Raw genomic sequence first — 18466 nt, 5'->3', positions numbered from 1 at the left:
TATCGCGAATATCAGGGTCGCCTCAGGGGGTTCCCCTACGCGTCGCCCAGGTGTCCTGGTCCGCCTCAGTCTGGTCCGTCCCGCTCCGTCCTAGTCCTCGTCCTCGTCCTCGTCGTCGAGCCGCGCCAGCCAGGTGGCCAGCCGCTCGACCGGCACCTCGAACTCGGGGTTGAGGTCGACGAACTCCTGCAGTCGGTCGGCCAGCCAGTCGAAGCTGACCTCCTCCTCGCCGCGACGGCTCTGCAGTTCCTCGATGCCACGGTCGGTGAAGTACATCCATGTCTCCGGATAGGCGAGGGCCCGACCCCGCGAGGAACGCGGGATCGGGCCCGGGCGGTCTGACAGTCACCCTACGTCAGAGCGAGAACACCTCGTCGACCAGCGCGGCCTGCTCGGCCGCGTGACGCTTGGCCGAGCCGACCGCCGGGGCCGAGGAGGCCGAGCGGGCGACGCGACGCAGACGGCCGCGGTCGGCCGAGGGGCCGACGACGACGTCGAGGTGGTCCACCAGGTTGAGCGCGATGAACGGCCACGCACCCTGGTTGGACGGCTCCTCCTGCGCCCAGATGTACTGGACGTTGGCGCCGTAGCGCTTGAGCTCCTCCTGGAGCTCCGCCACCGGCAGCGGGTAGAGGCGCTCGACGCGGACGATCGCCGTGTCGGTGATGCCGCGCTCGGTGCGGGCCGCCGCCAGGTCGTAGTAGAACTTGCCCGCCGTGATGACGACCTTGCGGACGCTGGCCGGGTCGACCGTGGAGTCGCCGATGACCGGGCGGAAGCCGCCGGTCAGGAACTCCTCGGTCTTCGAGGTCGCGGCCTTGTTGCGCAGCATCGACTTCGGGGTGAAGACGATGAGCGGCTTGTGGTGCGGGTTGTGCGTCTGCCACCGCAGCAGGTGGAAGTAGTTCGACGGCAGCGTCGGCATGGCGACCGTCATGTTGTTCTCCGCGCACAGCTGCAGGAAGCGCTCCGGGCGGGCGGACGAGTGGTCCGGGCCCTGGCCCTCGTAGCCGTGCGGCAGCAGCAGGGTGACGCCGGACGTCTGGCCCCACTTGGTCTCGGCGGAGGAGATGTACTCGTCCACCACCGTCGAGGCGCCGTTGACGAAGTCGCCGAACTGGGCCTCCCACATCACCAGCGCGTCCGGACGGGCCAGCGAGTAGCCGTACTCGAAGCCCATCGCCGCGTACTCGCTGAGCAGCGAGTCGTAGACGGTGTAGCGGGCCTGGTCCTCCGTCAGGTACAGCAGCGGGGTGTAGTCCTCGCCGGTCTTGTTGTCGATCAGGACCGCGTGGCGCTGACCGAAGGTGCCGCGGCGGCTGTCCTGGCCGGCCAGGCGGACCGGGTGGCCCTCCATCAGCAGCGAGCCGATGGCGAGGGTCTCGCCCATGGCCCAGTCGATGGTGCCGTCCTCGACCATGGCCGCGCGACGCTGGAGCTGCGGCAGCAGACGCGGGTGCACGGTCAGCCAGTCCGGCAGCGCGACCTGGGACTCGGCGATGCGCTTGACCAGCTCCTGGGAGATGCCCGTCTGCACCGCGACCGGGAAGGTCGCCTGCGGACGCTCCGAGACCGCCGGGGTCGGCACCGTGGCCGCGGCGCGGACCTCGGTGAAGACCTTCTCCAGCTGGTCCTGGTAGTCCTTGAGCGCCTGCTCGGCCTCTTCCAGGGTGATGTCGCCGCGACCGATCAGGCCCTCGGTGTAGAGCTTGCGCACCGAGCGCTTCTTGTCGATCAGCTCGTACATCAGCGGCTGGGTGAACGACGGGTTGTCGGCCTCGTTGTGACCGCGGCGGCGGTAGCAGATGAGGTCGATCACGACGTCCTTGTGGAACGCCTGGCGGAACTCGAAGGCGAGCCGCGCGACGCGGACCACGGCCTCCGGGTCGTCGCCGTTGACGTGGAAGATCGGCGCCTCGACCATGCGGGCCACGTCGGTGCAGTACATGCTGGACCGCGAGGCGGTCGGCGCGGCGGTGAAGCCGACCTGGTTGTTGATCACGACGTGCACGGTGCCGCCGGTGCGGTAGCCGCGCAGCTGCGACATGTTCAGCGTCTCCGCGACGACGCCCTGGCCGGCGAAGGCCGCGTCACCGTGGATCTGCAGCGGCAGCACGTCGAAGGAGTCGCCGGCCTTGTCGAGCACGTCCTGCTTGGCGCGGGCGATGCCCTCGACGACCGGGTCGACCGTCTCCAGGTGGGACGGGTTGGCCGCGAGGGAGACCTTGATGGTCTCGCCGTCCAGGCCGGTGAAGACGCCCTCGGAGCCGAGGTGGTACTTCACGTCGCCGGAGCCGTGCATGGACTTCGGGTCGAGGTTGCCCTCGAACTCGCGGAAGATCTGCGCGTAGGACTTGCCGACGATGTTGGCCAGCACGTTCAGGCGGCCGCGGTGGGCCATGCCCATGACGGTCTCTTCGAGGTGGGCCTTGGCGGCCGAGTCGAGGATCGCGTCCAGCAGCGGGATGACGGACTCGCCGCCCTCCAGCGAGAAGCGCTTCTGGCCGACGTACTTGGTCTGCAGGAACGTCTCGAACGCCTCGGCGGCGTTCAGGCGGCGCAGGATGCGCAACTGCTCCTCGCGCTCGGGGCGCTCGGTGCCGCGCTCGACGCGGGCCTGGATCCAGCGGCGCTGCTTCGGGTCCTGGATGTGCATGTACTCGATGCCGACGGTGCGGCAGTACGAGTCGCGCAGCACGCCGAGGATGTCGCGCAGCTTCATCATGGTGTGGCCGGCGAAGCCGCCCACCGCGAACTCGCGCTCCAGGTCCCACAGCGTCAGGTCGTGCGCCTGGACGTCGAGGTCCGGGTGCTTGCGCTGCTTGTACTCCAGCGGGTCCGTGTCGGCCATCAGGTGGCCGCGGACGCGGAAGGAGTGGATCAGCTCCATGACGCGGGCGGTCTTGTTGACCTCGTTGTCGTGGGTACGGGCGACGTCCGTGGCCCAGCGCACCGGCTCGTACGGGATGCGCAGCGACTCGAAGATCTTGTCGTAGAACTCGTCCTTGCCCAGCAGCAGCTGGTGGATCGTGCGCAGGAACTCACCCGACTGGGCGCCCTGGATGACCCGGTGGTCGTAGGTCGAGGTGAGCGTCATGACCTTGGAGACGCCCATCGCGGCCAGGGTCTCCTCGGCGGAGCCCTGGAACTCGGCCGGGTACTCCATCGAACCGACGCCGAGGATCGTGCCCTGTCCGGGCATCAGGCGCGGGACCGAGTGGACGGTGCCGATGCCGCCGGGGTTGGTCAGGGAGCAGGTGACGCCGGTGAAGTCGTCGACCGTGAGCTTGTTCTGGCGGGCGCGGCGGACGATGTCCTCGTAGGCCTGCCAGAAGCCGAAGAAGTCGAGCGTCTCGGCCTTCTTGATGGCCGCGACGACCAGCTGGCGGTCGCCGTTCGGCTTGGTCAGGTCGATCGCCAGGCCGAGGTTGATGTGCTCGGGCTTGACCAGGAAGGGCTTGCCGTCCTTCTCCTGGAAGCCGTGGTTCATCGCCGGCATCGCCTTGATCGCCTGGACCATGGCGTAGCCGATGAGGTGCGTGAAGGAGACCTTGCCGCCTCGCGCGCGCTTGAGGTGGTTGTTGATGACGATGCGGTTGTCGATCAGCAGCTTCGCGGGGACGGCGCGGACGCTGGTCGCGGTGGGCATCGAGAGCGAGGCGTCCATGTTCGCCACGATCCGGGCGCTCGGGCCCTTGAGGGCGACGAGCTCGGGTCCTGACGGGGCCTCGGCGGGGGCGGTCACAGTGGTGCTGTCCTTCACGGTGTCGGCGGGGTGGGCCGGGGCCGCGGCGCGCTGGGTCGGCGCGGGAGCGGCGGGCTTGGGGGTCAGCGGAGCGGTCGGCGCCGCGGGCGCCTGGGTGGCTGCGGGAGCCACGGGTGCGGCCGGAGCGGCTGCGGGAGCCACGGGTGCGGCCGCAGGAGCCGGAACGGCGGCCACGGGAGCGGCTGCGGGCGCGGGGACCGCTGCAGCCGCCGGGGTCGCAGGCGCCGCGGGCGCCTCGGTCACGGCGACGGCGGGGGCACCCGCCTGGTTCGCGCTCTTGGCGTGCTTGTAGTCGGCGAAGAAATCCCACCAGGCCCGGTCGACCGAGTTCGGGTCCTGGAGGTACTGCTGGTAGATCTCGTCCACGAGCCACTCATTGGGGCCGAACGCGGCTCCCGGGCCGGATTCGGCCGTGGTGGCAGGTGAGCTGCTCGAGTTGGGGGACTGTGGAGACACGGCGGCAACCGCCCTCTTCCGCTTCCGTGTGGATGTGTGGACAGCGGGTAGTAAGGCTACGCCTCCGCCGCACGTCCGCGCAGGTCCCGCAGACCAAGCGTCGCCCAGATCACAGTCCGGTCGCAAACATTGGCCGGAAACCGAGGTTAGAACTCGGGCGTGATGGGGGAGAACGAAGGGCTGTTCGTGCGGCCCGGAGCAGCAGAATCGGGCATTCTTGCGGTTCAGCGCTGGGCGTGCGGGATGATCGACTGCGGTCGCCGCGGCCCGGGGAGTTCGACGCGGATCAGACAGCCCAGCGGTGAGTCGGCGACGGCGATGGTCCCGTGGTGCAGTTCGACGGCCCAGCGCGCGATCGCCAGGCCCAGCCCGGTGCCGCCGTCGGAGCCGGGGCCCTGGGCGGTGGCGGTGCTGCCGCGCCCGAAGCGTTCGAAGACCCGCCCCCGGTCCTCCGGAGCGATGCCGGGACCCTCGTCGGCGACGTCCACCAGCAGCCCGCCGCTCTCCGCGGCGCGGGCCCGCACGGTGACCGTGCCGTCGACGGGGCTGTGCCGGCAGGCGTTGTCGACCAGGTTGGCGACGACCTGGTGCAGCCGTTCGGCGTCCGCGGTGGCGGTCAGCCCCTCGGGTACGTCGAGGCGGAGCGAGACGTCGGTGCGGCGTTTGCTGGCGCCGCCGGAGACGGAGCCGTCCACGGTGAGCCCGCGCAGCACCCCGGCGAGGAACACCTCGACCTCGAAGGGCCGCAGCTCCAGCGTGTCCGCTCCGTCGGCCAGCTTGGACAGGTCCAGCAGGTGCGAGACCAGGCGGCCGAGCCGCTCGGTCTGCTCCAGGGCTGCCGCCATGGTCGCGGGCTCCGGCGTCACCACGCCGTCGACGACGTTCTCCAGCACCGCGCGCAGGGCGGCTATGGGGGTGCGCAGCTCGTGCGAGACGTTGGCGATCAGCTCGCGGCGCTGCCGGTCGGCGGCGTCGAGGTCGTCGGCCATGGTGTTGAAGGCGTGCGCGAGCTCGCCCACCTCGTCCAGCGAGCGGCTGTGCACCCGGCGGGTGTAGTCGCCGTCCGCCATGGCCCGCGCCGCCGCCGTCATGTCGCGCAGGCCCGAGGTCATGCTGTGCGCCAGGAACTGGGTGACCAGCAGCGAGGCGATCACCGAGAACACCATGACCACCCGGATCTGGGTGGAGGAGTTCAGCGCCAGCACCACCATCAGCGTGGAGATGCAGACCGAGATCAGCACCACCACGTTGAGCTTGGCCTTGACCGAACGCAGCGGGTCGAGCGGGCGCAGCCCCGCCCAGAACCGCTCCGCCCTGCTGTTCTCGCTCGGCAGGGCGGGCGGCGGCGCGGCCCGCAGGCCGTGGTCGTGGGCGGGTCTGCGGCGGCTCACGGAGTCGGGGCCTCCAGGGCGTACCCGACGCCGTGGACGGTCCTGATCCAGGCCGCGCCGATCTTCCGGCGCAGGGCCTTGACGTGGCTGTCGACGGTCCGGGTGCCGGACGCGTCGGTCCAGTCCCAGACCTCGGCCAGCAACTGCTCGCGGGTGAGCACCGCGCGCGGCTGCTGGGCCAGGCAGACCAGCAGGTCGAACTCGGTCGGCGTCAGGTGCACGTCGTCGCCGGCGACCCGGACGCGGCGCTGCACGTGGTCGATCTCCAGCTCGCCCAGGCGCAGCGTGCCGCCGACGGGGGCGCGGGCCGCCAGCTGCGCCCGCTCCACGCGGCGCAGCAGGACGTTGACCCGCGCCGCGAGCTCGCGCATGGAGAAAGGTTTGGTCATGTAGTCGTCCGCGCCGACGCCGAGACCGACCAGCATGTCGGTCTCGTCGTCACGCGCGGTGAGCATCAGCACGGGGACCGGGCGCACCGACTGGATCCGGCGGCACACCTCCAGCCCGTCGAAGCCGGGGAGCATCACGTCCAGTACGACGAGGTCGGGCTGCCAGGTCTGGAAGCAGTCCACGGCCGTCGGGCCGTCGTGGGAGACGGCCACGCGGAATCCCTCGGCGCCGAGCCGGGCCGCGATCGACTCGGCGATCGTCGGTTCGTCCTCCACCACCAGGACTCTGCGCTGGTTACCCAGGCCATTGTTCGTCTGCTGCTGTACATCCGTCACGGTCACGCCACCGCCCCCAGGGCCTCGCGTTCTCGGGCCCGAGCTGTTCAGGCCTTCCGGGTCGTACGGTTCGTACGGTGCCCCCGCCGCTCCTTGTTCAGTCCGCTCGTGGTGCTGTCGTTCGGCAGCGTACGGACGGGACGGCCGCTGTGGCAGGCCGACGCCGGATAAACCGACCCTTCGGGCGGTGGCACGGGCAGGACCATACCGTGCGTCACCTAGACGCGCGAGGACAGGTACACGACATCGGGAAGACCGCGCTCCACATGCACCGGTACTTCGATCACCTCGATCCGCGCGAACCGGGCCCGCAGCCTGGCCTCGAAGGCCGGTGAGGGGGCCGCGCTCCACACGGCGAGGACGCCCTCGTCGGCGAGGGTCCGCTCCACCAGATCGAGACCCTCGTCACCGTAGAGGGAGTCGTTCGATTCGGTGACGGTCCAGTCCGGGCCGTTGTCGATGTCGAGGCAGAGCGCGTCGTACCGGTTCTCGGTCGTCCGCAGGTGCTCGATCAGGTCCGCGTGCACGATTTCGGCCCGTGGGTCGCTGTGACCCTCGCCGGCGAACGGTGCCAGCGGGGCGTCGCCCCGGGTGTGCCAGTCGATGATCGCCCGCTCCCGCTCCACGACGGTGATCCGCCCGGGTCGCCGGTCCCGCGCGGCCTCGGCGAGCGAGAAGCCGACCCCGAGCCCCCCGATCAGCACGTGCGCCCCACGCGCGCCGTCCAGCGCGTCCAGCGCGCAGCTGATGAGCATGCGCTCGGATCGGCCGTCGGCGGTGTCCATCAGGAACGTTCCGTTGGCGATGATCTCGAAGTGCGGACCCCTGCGCCGCAGGGCCACCTCCCCGTAGGGGCCGTCGCGGCGGTCGAGCGGTTCGGGCGTGTCGGCGTGGTAGCTGGACATGGGCACATCGTTCGCCCGACCGCCCGGCCCGGGCAAATCGGTGGCCTCGGGCGCGGCCGGGCAGCAGGCTGCTGCGCATGACCTTCTCAGTGATCGCACACGATCCGGCGAGCGGACTGACCGGAGTGGCGGTGGCCAGCTGCGTGCTGGCGGTGGGCACCCGCGTCGCCACGGCGCGGCGCGGCGTCGGCGTCGTGGCCGCGCAGGCCTCGTCGCAGCTGTGGCACGGGAACGCCGCGCTCGACCTGCTGGCCCGGGGCGCCACCCCGCAGGAGGCGGTGGCCGCGGTGGCCGCGCTGTCGGAGCCGGAGGCACGGCAGCTCGCGGTCGTCGACGTGGGCGGCCGCGTCGCGGCGTGGACCGGGCCGCAGTGCGAGGGCGAGGCCGGGCACCGCCTCGGCGAGCACGTCTCGGTCCAGGGCAACACGCTCGTGAACGGCGTGCTCGACGCCCTGTGGGCGGCCTGGGAGGCGGCGCGGGGGCAGCCGCTCGCCGAGCGCCTGCTCGCCACGCTCGCCGCGGGCGACGCCGCCGGCGGCGACCGGCGCGGACGCCAGTCGTCGGCCCTGCTGGTCGTCGGCGAGGACGACCCCGTCGATCTGCGGGTGGACGACGCCCCGGAACCAGTCGCGGAGCTGGGCCGACTGCTGACCGTGGACCGGGCGCACCGGATCTTCCGCGAGGCATACGCGCGCCACCGCGACGGTTCCAGGGTCGAGGCCGTGGCCCTGCTGCGGAGGGCGCAGGAGCTCGCGCCGGGAGACCGGCTGATCAGGACCTGGGCGCCGCGCATCCAGGGCGGCATCGCCTGATCGCTCAGAGCGAACACGGAGTGGGGAACATTATCGGGGTCATGAACCTTTAGTCCCTTGAACTCAACTTGGATGACCGGGGAGAAATCATGGCTTCGACCTCTGGAACGCTCACCCTGCCGGTGCTGCCGCTCGACGACGACGCGGTGCTCCCCGGCATGGTCGTCCCACTCGACCTGTCCGACCAGGACGTCCGTGCCGCTGTGGAGGCCGCGCAGGCGGCGGTTCGGGAGACCGGGGCGCAGGCCCCGGGGATTCGTACGGTGGCCAACGCGCGCAAGGCGCGGGTGCTGCTGGTTCCGCGCGTGGACGGCGCCTACGGCGCGATCGGCACGGTCGCGACCGTGGAGCAGGTCGGCCGCCTCGCCGACGGCGACCCGGCCGCGCTGGTGCGCGGCGTCCGCCGGGTCCGCATCGGGGCCGGCACGACCGGCCCGGGGGCCGCGCTGTGGGTGGAGGCGGTGCCGGTCGAGGAGACCGCCGTCCCCTCGCCGCTGCCCGGCGCCCTCGCCGAGATCGTCACCGAGTACAAGGCGCTGACCACGGCCTGGCTGCAGAAGCGCGGCGCCTGGCAGGTCGTCGACCGCTTCACCCAGATCGACGGCGTCTCCGAGCTGGCCGACAACATCGGCTACGCGCCGTTCGTCACCGCCGAGGAGAAGGTCGCCGTCCTGGAGGAGCTGGACCCGGTGACCCGGCTCAAGCTCGCCCTGCAACTGCTCAAGGACCACCTGGCCGAGGCGGAGGTCCAGGAGACCATCCGCAAGGACGTCCAGGAGGGCATGGAGAAGCAGCAGAAGGAGTTCCTGCTCCGGCGCCAGCTGGAGGCGGTCAGGAAGGAGCTGGCCGACCTCAACGGTGAGCCCGACTCCGAGGAGGAGGACTACCGCGCCCGCGTGGAGGCCGCCGACCTGCCCGAGAAGGTCAAGGAGGCGGCACTCAAGGAGGTCGAGAAGCTGGAGCGTTCCAGCGACGCCTCGCCCGAGGGCAGCTGGATCCGCACCTGGCTCGACACCGTCCTGGAGCTCCCCTGGAACAACCGCACCGAGGACGCCTACGACATCGCGGGTGCCCGGGCGGTGCTCGACGCGGACCACTTCGGGCTCGACGACGTCAAGGAGCGCATCGTCGAGTACCTGGCGGTTCGCAAGCGCCGCTCCGACCGTGGTCTGGGTCTGGTCGGCGGCCGTCGCGGCGGCGCGGTGCTGGCGCTCGTCGGGCCCCCCGGGGTCGGCAAGACCTCGCTCGGCGAGTCCGTGGCCCGTGCCATGGGCCGTGAGTTCGTCCGGGTCGCCCTGGGCGGCGTCCGGGACGAGGCGGAGATCCGCGGCCACCGTCGCACCTACGTCGGCGCGCTGCCCGGCCGCATCGTGCGGGCCATCAAGGAGGCCGGCTCGATGAACCCGGTCGTGCTGCTGGACGAGATCGACAAGGTCGGCTCGGACTACCGCGGCGACCCGGCGGCGGCCCTGCTGGAGGTCCTGGACCCGGCGCAGAACCACACCTTCCGCGACCACTACCTGGAGGTCGAGCTCGACCTCTCCGACGTGGTCTTCCTCGCCACCGCCAACGTGCTGGAGGCCATCCCCGAGCCGCTGCTCGACCGGATGGAACTGGTGCGCCTGGACGGCTACACCGAGGACGAGAAGGTCGTCATCGCCCGCGACCACCTGCTCCCGCGCCAGCTGGAGCGGGCGGGCCTGGGCGCCGAGGAGGTCGTCGTCGCGGAGGACGCGCTGCGCAAGCTCGCGGCCGAGTACACCCGTGAGGCCGGTGTCCGCACCCTGGAGCGCGCGGTCGCGCGCATCCTGCGCAAGGTCGCGGCTTCGAGCGAGCTCGGCGAGGCGGGCGCGGAGCTGCCGCGCACCGTCCACGAGTCCGACCTGCGCGGCCTGATCGGCCGGCCCCGGTTCACCCCGGAGCACGCGCAGGAGCCGGAGGAGCGGCGCACGGCCGTGCCCGGCGTCGCGACCGGCCTGGCCGTGACGGGCGCGGGCGGCGACGTCCTGTTCGTCGAGGCGTCCATCGCCGATCCGGAGACGGGCGGCAGCGGGCTGACCCTGACGGGTCAGCTGGGTGACGTGATGAAGGAGTCCGCGCAGATCGCGCTGTCGTTCCTGCGGTCGCACGGGGCGGAGCTGGAACTGCCGGTCACCTCACTGCGGGAGCGCGGCGTGCACATCCACGTGCCGGCGGGCGCGGTCCCGAAGGACGGCCCGAGCGCGGGCGTCACCATGACGACGGCTCTCGCCTCGCTGCTGTCCGGCCGCAAGGTGCGACCGGAGGTCGCGATGACGGGCGAGGTCTCCCTGACCGGACGCGTCCTGCCGATCGGCGGCGTGAAGCAGAAGCTCCTGGCGGCGGACCGGGCGGGCATCACCACGGTGCTGATTCCGTCCCGCAACGAGGCCGACCTGGACGACGTCCCGGCCGAGGTCCTCGCCCGCCTCACCGTCCACGCGGTGGCGGACGTCCGCCAGGTACTGGAGCTGGCACTCGAGCCGGCCACGGCACTGCAGGAGACCCTGGCGGCTTAGCTTGTGTTCCCGCCGGTGGTTGCACTGTCAGGGGCGCGGGGAACTGCGCGACAAGCCACCCACGTGGTGAGTCGCTCAGCGAGCAGGGCCATCCGCACGTCGGTGGTTGTTCGCGCAGTTCCCCGCGCCCCTGGGTAGTGCGACTAAAGCGTGCCCGTTTCCGGATTCCTGGCCGTGAGGCAGTAGGTGCCGCCCGCAGGGTCCTGCATCACGATCCAGTGGCCGTGCTCGGCCACGAAGGTCGCGCCCAGCGACTCGTGTGCCTCGCGCGTCGCCCAGCGGTCGCTGCACGCGAGGTCGAGGTGGGCCCCGGTCGGGCGGGCCTCGGCGAGCCTGTGCAACAGGATGCGGATCGGCAGTTCCGACGGAGGCTGGACCACCGCGAACTCCGGGCGGGACCCCTTGGAGACGGTCCAGCCGGTGAGCTCCGTCCAGAACTCGATCTCGGCCTCGAACGCCTCCGGCGCCATGTCGATCGCGATCTGGTCCACCCGGGTGCCCGCGACCACCGGCGGACGCCGGAACTCGCGGTGCCAGGGGACCACGCAGAACAGCTGTCCCGCGGGCGACCGCAGCACGGACCAGGCGCCGTGGTCGGCGACCCGCCGCGCGCCGAGGGCCACCGCGTCGTCCGCCAGGGCGCGCGGGTTCTCGGCCGCCAGGTCGAGGTGGCCGCCGTGGCTGTCGCCGACGGCCTGAAGCTTCAGGCAGGCGTCCGTGCCGTCCTTCGGCAGGAACGTCGCGAACTCTCCCTCCGCACCGCGCGGAGCGGACAGCGTGGTGTCCGTCACCGCCGTCCAGAACTCGGCGGCAGCCGCCCACTGGTCCCGAGGCCGGTCGATGAACGCGTACACCCAGCGGATCATGGCTGCAGCGTAGCCTGCGTCACACCTGGAGCGTTCGGAGAACCGCAGCGTTCGAAAGACGCGTTCCCCACCTTGAGACCGGACCTGCGACAATGCCACGGTTCTCGGAACGTCGGTGAAGTGTTGGGTGGGTGCAGAACATGGGCGCACGTAGCTCGCGGGGCGCTGCCGTGGAGGTGGTCCCGGGGGCGAAGCGCAGGCGGAACCTCGAACTGTTCCTGCTGCTCTTCGCCGTCGTGGTCTGCGGCTTCGCCAAGGCCAGTGCCGATCTCGGCCTGACCGGCAAGCTGTCGGGCGGTTTCCTGACGGATGTGCTGGGGCTGGCTGCGCTCGCGATAGCCGCGCACCTGGTGGTGCGGAAGTGGGCGCCGTACGCGGACCCGCTGATCCTGCCGCTGGCGGTGGTGCTGACGGGTCTCGGCCTGGTGCTGATCGACCGGCTCGACACGTCGTACATCAAGGTCTACAACTCCACGGCCGCCGCACCGAACCAGGTGATGTGGACGGTCATCGCCGTCGTGGTCTTCGCAGCCGTGATCATCATGGTCAAGCACCACCGGCTGCTCTCCCGGTACACCTACCTGCTGATGGCGATCTCGCTGATCGCGCTCGTCGCGCCGGCCTTCTTCTCCGGTGACCAGTACGGCGCGCGGCGGTGGATCCACCTCGGGCCGCTCTCGTTCCAGCCGGGTGAGTTCACCAAGCTCGCCATCATCGTCTTCTTCGCCAGCTACCTGATGGCCAACCGGGACGCGCTGGCGCTGGTGGGCCGTAGGTTCATGGGCATCGCGCTGCCGCGCGGCCGCAACATGGGCCCGATCCTGGTGGTCTGGGCCGTGAGCCTGGTCGTCCTGGTCTTCGAGTCCGACCTCGGCACCTCGCTGATCTTCTTCGGCGCGTTCATCATCATGCTGTACGTGGCCACCGAGCGGACCGGGTGGGTGGTCCTCGGCGCGCTGATGGCCGTGGGCGGCGCGGTCGCGGCCGGCACCCTGGTCACCCACGTCAAGTACCGCGTCAACAACTGGCTCGACCCGATGGCCGCCTACTCGCCGACCCCGCCGACCGGCTCCTCGCCGCAGCTGGCGGAGTCGCTGTTCAGCCTCGGCCACGGCGGGCTGCTCGGCACCGGGCTGGGCCGCGGCGACTCCTGGCTGATCGCCTTCGCCGGGCGCAGCGACTGGATCCTCGCCACGGTGGGCGAGGAGCTGGGCACCGCCGGGATCATGGTCGTGCTGGTGCTCTACCTGATGCTCGGCCAGCGCGGCATGCGCACCGCCGTCCGCCTGACCGACCCCTTCGGCAAGCTGCTCGCCGCGGGTCTGGCCGCCGCGCTCGTGCTCCAGGTGTTCGTGGTCGCCGGTGGTGTGCTGGGGCTCATCCCGCAGACCGGCAAGGCGCTGCCGTTCCTCGCCCAGGGTGGTTCCTCGACCGTCGCCAACTGGCTGATGATCGCCCTGCTGATCAAGCTGAGCGACGCGGCCGGCCGCGCCGAGATGGAGCCCAAGCCGGACCCGAACGCGACGCTGACCATCTCCGCCGAGGAGATCGCCCGCGCCCAGGCCGAGATGGAGCAGCTGGGCAACTAGCCCAGCCGGCCGGGCCGAGGCTCAGCGGAAGATCCCCGTGTGGCCGAGCGAGTAGCGGCCCGGCTGCGGGTAGACGCACAGGCCGTGCGGGCCGTCGCCGACGGGGATCTTCGCCAGCAGCTTGCCGTCCGCCGTGGACATCGCGTAGACGACGGAGTTGTAGCGGCCCGACAGCCACAGCACCTTGCCGTCGGCGGAGACACCGCCCATGTCGGGGCTGCCGCCTCCCGGGATCCACCACTTGTGGACGAGCTTGCCCGTCGCGAAGTCCAGGACCGAGACGGAGCCCTCGCCGCGGTTGGAGATGTACAGCTGCTTGGAGTCGCGGCTGACGTAGAGGCCGTGCGCGCCCGCGCCCGTCGGGAGCAGGACCGGCTTGGAGAAGGTGTCGCCGTTCAGCTCCCAGACCCCGTTGGCGATCATGTCGGCGACGTACCAGGTCTTCCCGTCCGGGGAGATCTTCACGTCCTGCGGCATCGAGCCGGTCATCGGGATCTTCTGCTCGGCGACGATCTCCATCTTCGCCGTGTCGACCTTGAGCAGGTCGCCGGAGAACTCGCAGGAGACGATGAAGTACCGGCCGTCGGGGGAGAAGTCGGCGTGGTTGACCCCGTCGCACTGCGAGGGGATGGCCTTGACGGTCTTCATGGTGTGCGCGTCACGGAAGACCAGCTGGTGGTCGGCCGAGGCCATGACGACGGCGTACTTGCCGTCGGGGGTGAAGTAGAGGTTGTAGGGGTCGTGCACGTCCACGGTCGGGCCGGCCTTGCCCGTGGCGGGGTCGATCGGGGTGAGGGTGTTGCCGAGGTCGTTGTTGACCCAGAGCGTCTTCAGGTCCCAGGAGGGGACGACGTGCTGCGGCTGGTCGCCCACCGGGATGGTGTCGATCACCTTGTAGGTGGCCGGGTCGATCACGGTGACCGTGTTGGACAGCGTGTTGGGCACGTAGACCCGCGCGGGGAAGCCCTTCACCACCGGCGACAGCTGGTTGGGCCGGTCGGCCGCGTACACGTCCTTCGGGTCCAGCAGCGGCGGCATGCCGGGCAGGGTCGCGTCGCCGCTCTTCGCCGCTGCCCCGGTGGTCCCGCCGGTCGCTCCCGCTGCCGCAGGGGAGCCGGAGGCGGCGGGTTTCTTCGGTGCCTCCACGGCGTTGCCGGTGGCCGGACCACTGGAGGAGCAGGCGGTGGCGACCAGCAGGGTGGCGGCGCTCAGGGCGGCAGCGGTGGCGAGGTGGTGAGTGCGCATCAGCTCAGCAGCTCCGAGGTGGTGACAGCGCGCAGGCCACGCTGCCGAAGGCCGTCAAGGATCGCGGGCAGTGCGGCGACGGTGCCGGTGTGCCCGAAGTGCAGTGAGACCACCGATCCGGCCCGTGCCTGGTCCAGCACCGTGCGGGTGACGGCGCTCGCGCCGGGGTCGGTGTAGTCGAGGGAGTCCACGTCGTAGGAGAGGCAGTGCCCGTAGCCGGCCCGGCGGGCCTGCGCCGCGACGACGGCGGTGCAGTCCTGTGCCTGCGAGGGCCGGAACCAGGTGCCGATGGAGCCGGTCAGCTGCCGCAGCCGTTGCGCGCAGCGGGCGATCTCGGCGTAGGCCGCGTCGGCGGAGAGCGTCGAGATGGCGACGTGGTTCTGGGTGTGGTTGCCGAGCTCGTGGCCGCCGTCGAGGATCCGCTTGGCCATGTCCGGGTAGCTGTCCAGCCAGCTGCCGACGGCCATCACGGTGACCTTGCCGTCCGCCCGCTCCGCCTCGGCGAGCAGCGAACGTGCGACGGCCGGGTCGCCCTGGCCGTGGAAGGTGAGGGCGACGCGGTCGGTGGTGGTGGGCCCGGAGTGGATCTCGAACGGCAGCCCGGCGGCGACCGCCGCGACGGTGGCCTTCGGAGTCGGAGTCGGAGTCGGAGTCGACGTCGACGGGTGCGAGGGCAGTGCGGTCGTGCCGCCCGCGCGCGAGGACGGCGCGGCGCTCCCGCAGGCGCTCAGCATGGACGCGGCGGCACCGAGGGTGGCGGCGCGGAGGACGTGGCGTCGGTCCAGGGGGCTCACCGTCCCGACGATATGCAGAACGTCACATATCCGCGCGTCGAGATTCTGACGGACGATCGGAGTCGGCAGTCGGTCCGAACGCGGGTGGAACGAGGAGTACAGGTGCTCACAACCGACCGGAAAGAGCTTCCTTTCGGCGTACCGGGGCTGCGCGCCTTCCTCGGTGACGACGGGGTCGCGGTGCTCCTGCTGGACCGGCCGGAGAAGAAGAACGCGCTCACCCGCGCCCAGTGGGAGGCGCTGCCGCACCTGCTCACCCGTCTGGAGCAGGAACCGGGCCTGCGGGCGCTGCTGCTGACGGGCGCGGGCGGCGCGTTCTCGGCCGGAGCGGACATCGGCGAGCTGGCCGAGGTCTACGCGAGCCCGGAGGCGGCCGACGAGTACCACGCCGTCAACGTGGCGGCGGAGACCGCGCTCGCGGCCTTCCCGCACCCGACGCTCGCGGTCGTCGACGGTCCGTGCGTGGGCGGCGGCTGCCAGCTCGCGGTCGCCTGCGACCTGCGCTTCGCGGCACCCGGCGCGCGGCTCGGGATCACCCCGGCCAAGCTCGGCATCGTCTATCCGGCGGTGCCCACCGCGCGCCTGGCCCGGCTGGTCGGACCGGCCCGCGCCAAGTACCTGCTCTACTCCGCCGAACTGGTGACGGCGGACCAGGCGCTGGTGTTCGGCCTGGTCGACGAGGTGGCACCGCAGGTGCACGAGCGCGCGCTCGCCTTCGCGCGGGTGCTGGCCACACGCTCGGCGCAGACGCAGGGGGCGGTCAAGGCGGTGGTCGACGCGGTGGTCACCGGCGGGGACGCCGGGGCGGCGGCGGAGCCCTGGGAGCGCGCGTCGCGGACCACCCCGGACGTGCGGGAGGGCCTGGCCGCGTTCCTGGAGCGGCGCCCGCCCAGGTTCTCCTGAGCACCACCTGACCTGCCTGACGTGCCTCACGTGCCTGACCTGCCTCACGTGCCTGACGTGCCTCACGTGCCTGGCATGCCCGGCCTGGCGGTACTGCGGCGCGCCTGCGCGGCCGCCGGCGGTCCGGAAAATAGCTTTATGTCCGTTTCTTGCTGATGCGCGGAGCGGAACGGACGGACCTGATGGCCAGTGGAGTGACCGGAAGCAGGGGCCCCGGCGGCCGGCGCGGATTCCTCGCCGAGCTCAAGGACGCCGTCAACGGCCGCACCGCGATGCTGGTCATCGCGGTGCTGGCGCTCCAGCTCGGCTTCATCGTGTCGTACATCGGCGCGCTGCATCACCCCTACCCGCACAAGGCGTCGATCGGCGTCGTGGCACCGCAGCCGGTCAGCGCGAAACTCGTGGGGCAGCTGAACGCGCTGCCCAAGCAGGTCCTCGACGCCAAGCCGGTCGCGGACGAGGCGACGGCCGTCAGCCAGATGAAGGACCAGAAGCTCTACACCGCACTGGTCGTCAACCCGGCCGGCACGCAGGACACCCTGCTGGTCGCGAACGCCTCCGGTCCGGCGCTGGCCACGGCCGTCACCCAGGTCATCACCGCGGCCGAGGCACAGCAGGGCCGCACCGTCGTGGTCAAGGACGTGGTCCCGCTGGCGGCCGGTGACGCCGAGGGGCTCTCCTCCTTCTACCTCGCCGTCGGCTGGTGCGTCGGCGGCTACCTGGTCGCCTCCCTGCTCGGCATCAGCGCGGGCACCAGGCCCGCCAACGCGCAGCGCGCGGTCATCCGCCTCGGCGCGCTGCTGCTCTACTCGCTGGCGGCGGGCCTCGGCGGCGCGGTGATCGCGGGCCCGATCCTGAACGCGCTGCCCGGCAGCATCATGGCCCTGTGGGGCGTCGGCACGATGGTGGTCTTCGGGGTCGGCGCGGTCACGATGGCGCTGGAGTGCTTCTTCGACGTCATCGGCATCGGTATCGCGGTGCTGCTCTTCGTCATCCTCGGCAACCCCAGTGCGGGCGGGGTCTTCCCGCCTCCGCTGATGCCGCCGTTCTGGCGGGCGATCGGCCCCTGGCTCCCCAACGGCGCCGGGACCGACCTCAACCGGTCCATCGCGTACTTCCACGGCACGGACGTGCTGCGACCGCTGCTGGTGCTGTCGGTGTGGATCGTGGTGGGCGTCGCGCTGACCATGGTCGCCTCCGTCGTCCGCCCGGGCACGGGGCGCGCGGACCTGCCGACGACGGAGGAGGCGTCCCCCGCGCAGCGGGTGCCCGACCCGGCGTAGCCGCGGGAGGGCGAGGGCGCGCCGGTCGCGTAGGGTGTGGCGTTCGGTGAAGTCGCGCTCGGGGAGGGGCCGGTGGACGAGGTCGACGAGGTCGGCGAGGTCGGCGCCAAGGGTCGTACGGCGAACGGGGCAACGGCCCCGGCAGCCGAGCCGGCCGGCGCCACCGTGCAGCTGAGGGTGGCCGAGGTGCTGCCGGAGGCCGCCGCAGGGCCGCAGGCCGAGGCCGATGTGCCGGGGGCCCATGCCTCCGGGCTCCTGCCGGAGGGTGGCGCCGTGGAGGCGCCGCAGGCCGTTGCCGTGCAGGCGGCGGCCTTGCTGAATCGGGCCGTGCACGTCGCGGACATCGGCCGGCAGGCCGTGGTGCGGGGGAGCCGCAGGGCCGCCGAGGGTGCCGCGCGTGGCGCGTGGGCCCACCACGCGCTCACCTCCATCGCGCCGCCGCGGATACCGGCGGACGTGCCGTGGGTGCTCTCCGTCGGTGCGCTGCTGGGCCGCCACCCGCGCACGCCGCAGCTCGCGCACAAGGCGCTGGGCCTGCTGGACGGCTTCGGCGCGGTGCACCTGGGCCCGGAGTCGGTGGGTTTCGACGGGGAGGAGATCCCCTGGGCCAAGGTCGTCGCGATCCGCACCCGCAACGCCTTCGAGGTGATGACGACGCAGGCGCTGGAGCAGGAGGTGGACCGGATCCGCCAGTTCCTGCCGCCGGTGCCGGGCCGCAAGTGGCTGGTGACGCGAGCGGCCGAGGCGCTGGCGACGGTGGTGCTGGCGGCGTTGGAGCACGGGTCCGTGGACCGGCCGTTGGACCAGGTCGAGGTGCCTGTCGAGATCGTGCACAAGGGCCTGCTGGGTCGTGAGCGCGTGCAGACCGGCGGTCTGTTCTCGGTGGCCGGGCTGGTCGTGGTGCCGCAGGCGGCGGAGAGCCTCGCCGCGACCGCGCGGCAGCACGGCCTGCCCGTCGTGCCCGGCCGGCCACTTTCCGCCGTTCAGCCGGACCGCGCCGACCGGGTCGGCATCCTGCGCGACCGCACGGACGCGATGGCCGCCCTCCTGGCCCGTCTCCAGCGCGAGGAGAGCGACGACCTGGACCATGTCGACCACGTCGACCACGTGCCGGCGCCGCGTCCCGCGGACGCCCGGTCCGTCCCGGACCCCCGCGCCGACTGGGCTCGGTGAGGCCCTTCCCCGACGCAGAAA

General features: G+C 71.7%; 14 protein-coding genes. 6 read left to right on the top strand and 8 right to left on the bottom strand.

Annotation, left to right across the window (positions count from 1 at the left end):
- Positions 1-90 precede the first annotated feature (90 nt).
- The 5 genes from ABH931_RS06280 to ABH931_RS06260 form a co-directional block, all read right to left on the bottom strand.
- Positions 91-276, bottom strand: a complete 186-nt coding sequence (locus tag ABH931_RS06280; RefSeq protein WP_370110699.1) for a DUF6104 family protein — start codon at positions 274-276, stop codon at positions 91-93.
- 79 nt (positions 277-355) lie between these two features.
- Positions 356-4222 (bottom strand): multifunctional oxoglutarate decarboxylase/oxoglutarate dehydrogenase thiamine pyrophosphate-binding subunit/dihydrolipoyllysine-residue succinyltransferase subunit, encoded by a 3867-nt coding sequence (locus ABH931_RS06275; protein WP_370110698.1) that lies wholly within the window; start codon positions 4220-4222, stop codon positions 356-358.
- A gap of 224 nt (positions 4223-4446) precedes the next feature.
- Complete coding sequence (locus ABH931_RS06270; protein ID WP_370110964.1) at positions 4447-5580, bottom strand: sensor histidine kinase; 1134 nt, start codon at positions 5578-5580, stop codon at positions 4447-4449.
- A gap of 29 nt (positions 5581-5609) precedes the next feature.
- Positions 5610-6338: a response regulator transcription factor gene (locus ABH931_RS06265; RefSeq protein WP_370110696.1), complete on the bottom strand. Its 729-nt coding sequence runs from the start codon at positions 6336-6338 to the stop codon at positions 5610-5612.
- A 218-nt stretch (positions 6339-6556) separates the two neighbouring features.
- Positions 6557-7243, bottom strand: a complete 687-nt coding sequence (locus ABH931_RS06260; RefSeq protein ID WP_370110694.1) for a spermidine synthase — start codon at positions 7241-7243, stop codon at positions 6557-6559.
- A 77-nt stretch (positions 7244-7320) separates the two neighbouring features.
- Here ABH931_RS06260 and ABH931_RS06255 point away from each other — a divergent pair, with 77 nt between their 5' ends.
- The gene (locus ABH931_RS06255) at positions 7321-8055 is read left to right on the top strand and encodes a DUF1028 domain-containing protein (protein ID WP_370110692.1); all 735 of its coding nucleotides are present in this window, start codon (positions 7321-7323) and stop codon (positions 8053-8055) included.
- A gap of 89 nt (positions 8056-8144) precedes the next feature.
- The gene (gene lon / locus ABH931_RS06250; protein WP_370110690.1) at positions 8145-10592 is read left to right on the top strand and encodes an endopeptidase La; all 2448 of its coding nucleotides are present in this window, start codon (positions 8145-8147) and stop codon (positions 10590-10592) included.
- 143 nt (positions 10593-10735) lie between these two features.
- Here lon and ABH931_RS06245 read toward each other — a convergent pair whose 3' ends face one another.
- Entirely contained in the window at positions 10736-11458 is a 723-nt protein-coding gene (locus ABH931_RS06245; RefSeq protein ID WP_370110688.1) for a VOC family protein, read from the bottom strand.
- Between the two features lie 140 nt (positions 11459-11598).
- On the opposite strand from ABH931_RS06245, the gene ABH931_RS06240 reads away from it, so the two are divergent.
- Complete coding sequence (locus ABH931_RS06240) at positions 11599-13047, top strand: FtsW/RodA/SpoVE family cell cycle protein (RefSeq protein WP_370110686.1); 1449 nt, start codon at positions 11599-11601, stop codon at positions 13045-13047.
- 21 nt (positions 13048-13068) lie between these two features.
- Here the strand turns inward: ABH931_RS06240 and ABH931_RS06235 are convergent, their stop codons facing one another.
- Both ABH931_RS06235 and ABH931_RS06230 read right to left on the bottom strand, forming a co-directional pair.
- Positions 13069-14292, bottom strand: coding sequence for a hypothetical protein (locus ABH931_RS06235; protein ID WP_370110684.1), 1224 nt, complete (start codon positions 14290-14292; stop codon positions 13069-13071).
- Positions 14292-15086 (bottom strand): polysaccharide deacetylase family protein, encoded by a 795-nt coding sequence (locus ABH931_RS06230; RefSeq protein ID WP_370110682.1) that lies wholly within the window; start codon positions 15084-15086, stop codon positions 14292-14294. Before ABH931_RS06230 ends, ABH931_RS06235 begins: the two co-directional genes overlap by 1 nt.
- Before the next feature lie 147 nt (positions 15087-15233).
- On the opposite strand from ABH931_RS06230, the gene ABH931_RS06225 reads away from it, so the two are divergent.
- From ABH931_RS06225 to ABH931_RS06215, 3 genes are all read left to right on the top strand, one after another.
- Positions 15234-15989: an enoyl-CoA hydratase/isomerase family protein gene (locus tag ABH931_RS06225; RefSeq protein WP_370110962.1), complete on the top strand. Its 756-nt coding sequence runs from the start codon at positions 15234-15236 to the stop codon at positions 15987-15989.
- 182 nt (positions 15990-16171) lie between these two features.
- A complete protein-coding gene (locus ABH931_RS06220) occupies positions 16172-17272 on the top strand; it encodes an ABC transporter permease (protein ID WP_370110680.1) in 1101 nt (366 codons plus the stop codon).
- Positions 17273-17344: 72 nt separating this feature from the next.
- Positions 17345-18445: a hypothetical protein gene (locus ABH931_RS06215; protein WP_370110679.1), complete on the top strand. Its 1101-nt coding sequence runs from the start codon at positions 17345-17347 to the stop codon at positions 18443-18445.
- The last annotated feature ends 21 nt before the right edge of the window (positions 18446-18466 follow it).

It is taken from the genome of Streptacidiphilus sp. MAP12-33, from assembly GCF_041261265.1.
Taxonomy (GTDB): domain Bacteria; phylum Actinomycetota; class Actinomycetes; order Streptomycetales; family Streptomycetaceae; genus Streptacidiphilus.
The sequence above is the reverse complement of the archived record's forward strand: the minus strand, read 5'-3'. Positions and strand labels throughout refer to the sequence as shown.